Raw genomic sequence first — 7,582 nt, 5'->3', positions numbered from 1 at the left:
GGCCGGGGTGTATGTCCTCCCGGGCCACCGCCCTTGTGCGGCCGTCACGGAGGCGTGCGGTCGGATTCCACCGTCGATGCGGGCCCTGGACCCGGCCGCCTCCTTCAGGGGACCCTACGGGCATGGAGTTCTTCTGCTACCACCGCGACCGGCCCGGCTCCGGGACGTTGCGCCGCGAACTGCTGGAACAGCACTGGTCCTACATGGACGGGTACGCGGAGGAGTTGATCGCCCGGGGCCCGACCCTCACCGGGGACCGCGACGCCCCCACCGGCAGCGTGCACATCATCGACCTGCCCGATGCCGCCGCTGCCCGGGCGTTCGCCTTCGCCGAGCCGGGCTACCAGGCGGGCATGTACCGGGACGTACTGCTGCGGCGGTGGAGCAACACGCTGGGCCGCACCATGTGGGACTTCCCCGGCGGCCGGACCGGCGGGAACCGGTACCTGGTGCTCGGCCTCGGCTCGGGGCCGGCCGTCGACCTCGCCGTGCCGGCCGACCGGGAGGACGGGCTGATCGCCTACGGCCCGCTGCTGTCCGACGACGGCACCGCCTGGCTGGGGACGGCCGCGCTACTCCGGGCGTCGGACCCGGAGACGGCGGGAGCCGTCCTGACCCGGGAGCGGTACGCCGACATCGAGGTGCACGACTGGCAGTTCGGCGGGCGGCCGTCCTGACCGGCCGGAGCGTCCGCGGCACCCCTGACGACGGTGCCCGCCCGCCGGCACCGTCGTCAGGAGCGCCGGACCGGTGACGAGGCCGGTGCGCCGGGCCTGCGGCTACCGCGCCCAGTGCCGGATCCGTCCGCCGTCCGTCCCCGGGAGACCTCGTGCGGGCGGTTCGTGGCGGCCTACCGTGGCGGGGTGAGCGAGAAGACGGACGGGTGTACCGGGCGGGTGCTGGTCCTGGTGCTGCCCGAGGTGAATCTGCTGGACCTCGGCGGTCCTGTGCAGGTGTTCGACGCCGCGGCGCAGCTCGGCGGCGGCTACCGGCTGGAGTACGTCGCCGAGGCGGACGCTCTGCGGTCCGCCCAGGGCCTGCGACTGGCGGGGCTGGCGCCGCTGGCCACGAGCCGGGCGGCAGCCGGTGATCTGGTGCTCGTGCCGGGTCCCCGGCTGACCGGATCCGACCGGCTGGTGGCACCCGCCGTCGTGCGCTGGGTGCGTGAGGCCTACGACGCGGGTGCCCGGGTGGCGTCCGTGTGCAGCGGTGCGGCCGTTCTGGGGGAGGCGGGGCTGCTGGACGGCAGGGCGTGCACGACCCACTGGTCGCTCACCTCGGCGATGCGCGACCGGTACCCGCGGGCCCGGGTGCGTGAGGCCGCGCTCTACGTGCACGACGGGCGGATCAGCACCAGTGCGGGCATCTCGTCGGGGATCGATCTCGCGTTGTCCCTGGTCGAGCGGGAGCGCGGACCGGAGCTGGCCGCGCGGGTCGCGCGTGAACTGGTGCTGTACCTGCGACGGGACGGGGACGTGGCACAGATCAGTCCGTTCCTGCGGCACCGCGACCACGTCCAGCCCGCGGTGCACCGGGTGCAGGACCATCTGGCGCAGCATCTGGACGCCGCCTTCACCCTGCGTGAACTCGCCGGCATCGCCGGGCTGTCCCCACGCGGTCTGACGCGGGCCTTCACCACGGCCGTCGGCCTCACCCCGTTCGCCTACCAGCGGCAACTGCGGCTGGAGCGGGCCCGCACCCTGCTGTCCGGTACCGACCTGACGGTGGAGGCGGTCGCGCTCCGGTGCGGGTTCCGTGACGCCCGGCAGCTGCGCCGGGTGGTCGCCGACGCCTTCGGTGCCCCGCCCTCGCTGCTGCGCGCACCGCTGCGGCCGACTGCCTGACGGGCCCGCCTCCTCGGCGAGGAGCCTCTTTCGCGACCGCTTTCCCCTGATTTCTTCCGATTTCCCCCTTTTCCGTTCCCCTGAGGGCCGACGGCACCGTGCTGCCGGAACGCGCCCGGATTGTCGAGGTATGTCTTGTTCACGACGAGTTCCGGTGCACAGCGGGGGCGCCGGGCGCTGCGCCGTACCGGCCGGGTACTGCTGGGCACGGGTCTGGCGGCCGCTTCCTTCGCGGGGATCGCCTTCGCGGGGGTGAGCGCGTCGATGGCGGACAGCTTCGCCGCCGCCCCCAGCGGATCCGATGCCAGGGTGTGGCCGACCGCCCGGCCGGTGCCGGAGGGCGGGATCACCGTGGCGGTCGCGGTCAGCAACGAGGGCTCCGTGGCCACCGACGTCCTCGCGCCCTACCAGGTGTTCGCCGAGTCGCCGACGATGTTCGTCTACACGGTGGCCGCCGAACGCCGTGTCTCCCCGCTGTCCGGCGGTGCCCATCTGCTGCCCGACCACACGCTGGCCGAGGTGGCGGACGGCACTCTGCCGGAACCCGACGTGGTGGTCGTGCCCGCCGTGACCGACCCCGCCGGCGCGGGCGAGGAGCGCTTGCGCCAGTGGATCGTCGAACGCCACCGCAAGGGCGCCCGGATCCTCGGGGTGTGCGCGGGCTCCGAGCTGCTGGCCGCCTCCGGTCTGCTCGACGGCCGCGACGCCACGTCGTTCTGGTCCAACATCGGCTCGCTGGAACGCGGTTACCCGAAGGTCGACTGGCAGCGCGGGCGGCGTTACGTCGAGGACGGGCGGGTGACCACCACCGCGGGCGTCACCTCCGGCACCGTGGGCGCGCTGCGGCTGGTCGGGGAACTGGCGGGCGAGGCGGAGGCGACCCGTATCGGCACCGGCCTGTCCTACCCCGGCTGGACTCCGGACGGACCGACCACGATCCCGGCCAACCACCTCGCCCCCGGCGACCTCCCGTACGCCCTCAACGCCGCGTTCCCGTGGCTGCGCCCCACCACGGCCATCGGCCTGGTCGACGGCGTCGAGGAGATCGACGCGGCCGCCGCCTTCGAGGGGTACGGCGGAGTCTCCTTCGCCACCCGCACGCTGGTGATCGGCGCGGGTGACGCCGTCACCACCCGCCACGGCCTGGTCCTCGTCACCCGGCCCGCGAAGGGAGGCGCCCACGGCGCGGACCGCTTCGTGGTGCCCGGCGTCGCGGACGCCTCCGGCCTCGACGGCGCGCTGGGCGACTGGGCCCTCCGCAACGGGCTCGCCGCCGAACTGCCGGGCGGAGGACGGCGGTCCGGGGAGTTCGGCTTCGATCCGGTGCTGCGGGACCTCGCCGAGCACGGCGACCGCCGTACGGCACTGACCACCGCGAAGTTCTCCGAGTACCCCTCGGCACATCTGGAGCTGACCGGCGCGTCCTGGCCCTGGCGGTCCACTCTGCTGGCCGCGGCGGCGGTCGCCGTGAGCGTGGGGGTGGGGCTGGCACCGACGGCGGTCCGACACGCGGTTCGACGGCGGCGCCGCACCGCACCGGGCCGCTGACGGGGGGAGCCGCCGGGCCGGGACGGGCGCTCGTCGACCGACGGCTCGTGCAGCGGCGGCTCGTGCAGCGGAGGCCGTGCGTCAGATCGGGTCCGTCTTGATCGTTCCGACGCACAGGGCCCAGATGACGAGGGCGTCGATCGCGATCAGGACGATGGCCCACAGGGGGTAGTAGGGCAGCCAGAGGAAGTTGGCGATCATCCCCAGCCCTGCCACGACGAGACCGACGATGCGGGCCCAGGCCGCGCCGCTGAAGACCGCCACGCCCGCCACGACGACGAAGACGCCGAGGATGAGGTGGATCCATCCCCAGCCCTCGGTGTTCATCGCGTACACGTAGCTGCGGGTGACGACGAGCAGGCTGTCGTGGGTGATGGCGGCACTGCCCTGGAAGATCGCCATGAGGCCGGCGGTGATCAGCATGACCCCGGCGAAGATGGTCCACCCTGACGCGTAGGGGTACTGCTCGCGGCCCCGGGCGGTGGGGCCGACTCCGGACGTACTGCTGGCCATGACACGGTCTCCTTCGATCGCGGTCGCCTCGCGGACGGGGGACGGGGACGGGGACGGAGGGACGAGCAGCCGGGTGGAGGGGCTCCGGACGACGCGGAGCGGGGCACCCGCACCGGCAGAGCCCCACATTCACCGTAAGACCGGACCCTCCATCCCGCCGTCGGACGACCGGCCCGCCCGGCCCGCCCGGCCGCCGCCCCGCCCGCCGCACCGACCGCCGCCCGCGCCGCCCCGGGCACCGCGCACGGGATCCGCTTGACCTTGACACCGTGACAAGCCCTTCACTGTGGCCCAGGAGGTGGTCCTGATGACCAGGCCGGAAGAGGACGAAGAGGGCGGGGACACGATGCGGGCGGCGCTGCGCGCACTGGAGCACGACGACCCGTCGGTGCGCCTGCGGGCGGCGCTGGCCGTCGGCACGAACCCGGACCGGGGGTTCGTCCGCCCGCTCGTGGGGCGGTGCGCGGTCGAGCCCGAGTTCTCCGTGCGCGAGATGCTCACCTGGGCGCTCACCCGGCACGAGGCGGCGGTGACCGTCCCGCTGCTGCTCGGCGAGGTCCGCGCGGAGCGGGCGCAGGCGCGGAGCCAGGCCCTGCACACGCTGTCCAAGATCGGGGACCGGCGGGCGTGGCCGGCGATCACGCCGGCGCTGCTGGCGGACGCCGACGAGGAGGTGGCCCGCAGCGCCTGGCGGGCCGCGGTCGTGCTCGTACCCGAGGACGGGGTGCCCGCGCTGGCCGTAGTGTTGGCGGCTCAGCTCGGACGCGGCGGACGTGAGACGCGGCTGAGCCTCAGCCGGGCGCTGATCGCGCTCGGGGAGGCGGTGCTGCCGACACTGGGCGCCGCGACGACGGACCCCGATCCCGGGGTGCGCGCGCACGCGCTCGCCACCGAACGGCTGTGGCACGACCCGGACGCCGGGTTCGAGCTCGCCATCGAGGAGGCGAAGCGCACGGCGGTCCTCGGCGCGGGCCGCCAGGAGGGACGGTAGGCAGTGTTGATCGGCGACGTCGCCCGGCGGTCGGGGGTCAGCGCCCGCATGCTCCGGCACTACGAGTCGCTCGGGCTGGTGCGTCCGACAGGGCGTACCGGCTCGGGTTACCGCCGGTACGCGGACGAGGACATCCGGCGGATCTTCCACATCGAGAGCCTGCGGTCGCTGGGCCTGTCGCTGCGCGACGTCGGACGGGCCCTGGACGATCCCGGCTTCGCGCCCGCGGAGCTCGTCGAGGACCTCATCCGCCGGACCTGCGAGCGCATCGCGGCGGAGAGGGAGCTGCTCACCCGGCTGCGGCGGATCGACGCGGCGGAACCCGCCGGGTGGGAGGAGGTCCTCCGGGTCGTCGCGCTGCTCCAGGCCCTGGAGTCGAAGAGCCCGGGGGCGCGGCAGCGGGCCGCCCTGTCCGCGGGCGAGGACGCGGCGGTGCCGGTGGAGGCGCTGGTCGAGGCCGTGCTGGGCGAGTCGGACCCGGTCGTCGCCGGGGCCCTGCGGTGGGCGCTGGCGCAGTCGGGCGGGGACGGGACGGCCCTGCTCGCGGAGGGGCTGCGCTCGCCCTCGGCCGAGGTGCGCGAACGGGCCGTCCGGTCCCTCGCCGAGCTGCCGGACGGGACGGCGACCGCACTGCTGCGGGACGCCCTCGGGCACCCCGACGCGGTGGTTCGCAGGTGCGCGGCCCTGGCGCTCGGGGCCCGTGGCGTGGCCGACGCCGTCCCGACGCTCATCGACATGATCGTCGGGGCGACGAACGACGCCGACGCGGCGGACGCGCTGGGCGCGCTGGCGAACGGGCCCGCGCCGGTGGACGGCCTCGCTTCGGTGGACGGCCCCGCGCCGGTGGACGGCCCCGCGCTGGCGGACCGGATCGCCGTCGGACTGGTCGACCGCCTCGCCCGCGCCGGCGTCGGGCCGGAGGCGCGCCGGCGGCTGACCCAGGCCCTCGCGGACATCCCGGGCGGTACGGCGTCCCGCGCCCTCGAAGCGCTCGCCCAGGACGGGGACCGTGCGGTCGCGCTGACCGCGACGTACATTCTCAAGCTGCGCGACACGCGGTAGTCCGCGACGGTCACGCGGTAACCGGGGGCGGATACGAGGTGGGGGTGGCATGACAGGGGCCGGGCGGTTCCGTCGGCAGCGGCGGCTGTTCCTCTCGGTGGCGATCGACACGTTCGGCTCCGGCGTCTTCCTGCCGCTGTCGCTGCTGTTCTTCGTCACCGTCCGGCACTTCCCGGCGGCCACCGCGGGCACGGCCGTGACGGTCGGGTCGCTCGCGTCCTTCGCCGTCGTGCCGCTCTGCGGACGGGCCGTCCAGGCGGTGGGGCCCAAGTCCTGCCTGGTCGTCAGCAACGTCCTGACCGCGCTCGGGTACGGCCTGTTCTTCGCGGCCGGGAACCTGGTCGCCGTGGCGGCCGCGACCTTCCTCGTGACGGCCTCGGACCGCCTCTACGGCGCCGCCTGGCCCACGCTGGTCGCGCGGTTCGCGAAGCCGGAGGAGCTCACCGACTGGTTCTCCGCCGTCACCGTGCTCAAGACGACCTCGCTGGGCGTCGGCACCCTGGGGGCGACCGCCCTGATGGCGCTCGCCGGCGGACACGGCCTGGAGGTCGCGCTCGCCCTGAACAGCGCGAGTTCCCTCCTCGCGGCCGCCCTCCTGCTGGGGGTGACCGTGCCGGCCGCCGAGCGGCCCGGGCTCCGGGCGGCGAGGTCGAGCACCCGGGCGGCGCTCGGCGACCGGCCGTTCCTGTCCCTGGTCGCGTCCCAGACGCTGCTCTCGGCGGCCTGGCTGATCCCGACGGTCGCCTTCCCCCTCTACCTGGTGGAGGGCCTCCACCAGGCCGCGTACTGGCCGACCGTCGTGGTCGCCGTCCGCTACGCCACCGCCACCACCCTGCAGATGCGGATCAGCCGGATGCTGTCCGGCTGGACCCGCTCCCGGGTCCTGGGCCTGTCGATCGGCGCGGCGGCCGGCGCCATCGCCCTCACCGCGACGGTCTCCACCGCCCTGCACGCCCTCCAGGGCCCGCTCGCCGTCCTCGTGGCGGTGGTGCTGGCGCTGGCCGAACTGGCCTCGAAGCCCACCGCGGCCGCCGCGGCGGTCGGCATGGCGCCCAAGGGCGACGAGGGGCCGTACATGTCCCTGTTCCAGCTGACCTGGACGGTGTCCTACGCGGTCGGACCTGCGGTCATCGGCCTGGGCCTGCAGAACCCCCCGGTGCTCTGGACCGCGCTGGCCCTCTGCGTGGCGGCCAGCGGCCTGGCCCACCGCCTCCGCACGCCCTGGCGAACGCGGCCTCGACCGCACGGGCCCGCGGTGAAGGACCTCACCGTCCGTGAGCTGCGGGAGGAGGCCGAGGCCCCGTAGCCGAGGCCCCGGACGCCCCGGGCGCGCGGGCCGGGCGTCAGCGGCGCACCGGCGGCTGCTCGGCGGGGCCGTAGGCGCGCAGTTGGTACGGGAGCGCGGGCGGGCGGCACCACTGGAGGTCGAGGCCGCAGGCGCCGAGGACCGCGCCGAAGGCGTGCCGCATCGCGTCCTGGACGGCGGTGCGGGCGCGGGCGGCCCGCTCGGCCGCGGGGGTGTCGCCGTCGGCGGCCGCGGACAGCCGGCGGGAGGGGTTCCAGCGGAGGTCGGCGACGCCGGTGGTGTCGTCGCCGTCGTCGACGGGCCGGCACGGGGCGAGGG

The 7,582-nt window shown here is 75.3% G+C and carries 8 protein-coding genes; 6 read left to right on the top strand and 2 right to left on the bottom strand.

What is annotated here, in order from left to right:
* Positions 1 to 122: 122 nt before the first annotated feature.
* The 3 genes from ACFU6K_RS24345 (at position 123) to ACFU6K_RS24335 (ending at position 3,392) form a co-directional block, all read left to right on the top strand.
* Positions 123 to 677: a YciI family protein gene (locus ACFU6K_RS24345; protein ID WP_380666324.1), complete on the top strand. Its 555-nt coding sequence runs from the start codon at positions 123 to 125 to the stop codon at positions 675 to 677.
* Between the two features lie 186 nt (positions 678 to 863).
* Positions 864 to 1,844 (top strand): GlxA family transcriptional regulator, encoded by a 981-nt coding sequence (locus tag ACFU6K_RS24340; RefSeq protein ID WP_380666322.1) that lies wholly within the window; start codon positions 864 to 866, stop codon positions 1,842 to 1,844.
* A 135-nt stretch (positions 1,845 to 1,979) separates the two neighbouring features.
* Complete coding sequence (locus ACFU6K_RS24335) at positions 1,980 to 3,392, top strand: DJ-1/PfpI family protein (RefSeq protein WP_380666320.1); 1,413 nt, start codon at positions 1,980 to 1,982, stop codon at positions 3,390 to 3,392.
* Between the two features lie 81 nt (positions 3,393 to 3,473).
* On the opposite strand, the gene ACFU6K_RS24330 is transcribed toward ACFU6K_RS24335, so the two are convergent.
* Complete coding sequence (locus ACFU6K_RS24330) at positions 3,474 to 3,905, bottom strand: hypothetical protein (protein WP_049656746.1); 432 nt, start codon at positions 3,903 to 3,905, stop codon at positions 3,474 to 3,476.
* 307 nt (positions 3,906 to 4,212) lie between these two features.
* Here ACFU6K_RS24330 and ACFU6K_RS24325 point away from each other — a divergent pair, with 307 nt between their 5' ends.
* The 3 genes from ACFU6K_RS24325 to ACFU6K_RS24315 are packed head-to-tail and all read left to right on the top strand — an operon-like array spanning position 4,213 to position 7,264.
* On the top strand, positions 4,213 to 4,896 hold the full coding sequence (locus tag ACFU6K_RS24325; protein ID WP_380666318.1) for a HEAT repeat domain-containing protein: 684 nt from the start codon (positions 4,213 to 4,215) through the stop codon (positions 4,894 to 4,896).
* A 3-nt stretch (positions 4,897 to 4,899) separates the two neighbouring features.
* Entirely contained in the window at positions 4,900 to 5,958 is a 1,059-nt protein-coding gene (locus ACFU6K_RS24320; protein ID WP_380666316.1) for a HEAT repeat domain-containing protein, read from the top strand.
* Positions 5,959 to 6,007: 49 nt separating this feature from the next.
* Positions 6,008 to 7,264 (top strand): MFS transporter, encoded by a 1,257-nt coding sequence (locus ACFU6K_RS24315; protein ID WP_380666314.1) that lies wholly within the window; start codon positions 6,008 to 6,010, stop codon positions 7,262 to 7,264.
* Between the two features lie 37 nt (positions 7,265 to 7,301).
* Here ACFU6K_RS24315 and ACFU6K_RS24310 read toward each other — a convergent pair.
* Positions 7,302 to 7,582 (bottom strand): hypothetical protein (locus ACFU6K_RS24310; protein WP_380666312.1); only part of this gene is annotated, 281 nt, incomplete at its 5' end.

The organism is Kitasatospora sp. NPDC057512, from assembly GCF_042802135.1.
GTDB lineage: Bacteria > Actinomycetota > Actinomycetes > Streptomycetales > Streptomycetaceae > Kitasatospora.
The sequence above is the reverse complement of the archived record's forward strand: the minus strand, read 5'-3'. Positions and strand labels throughout refer to the sequence as shown.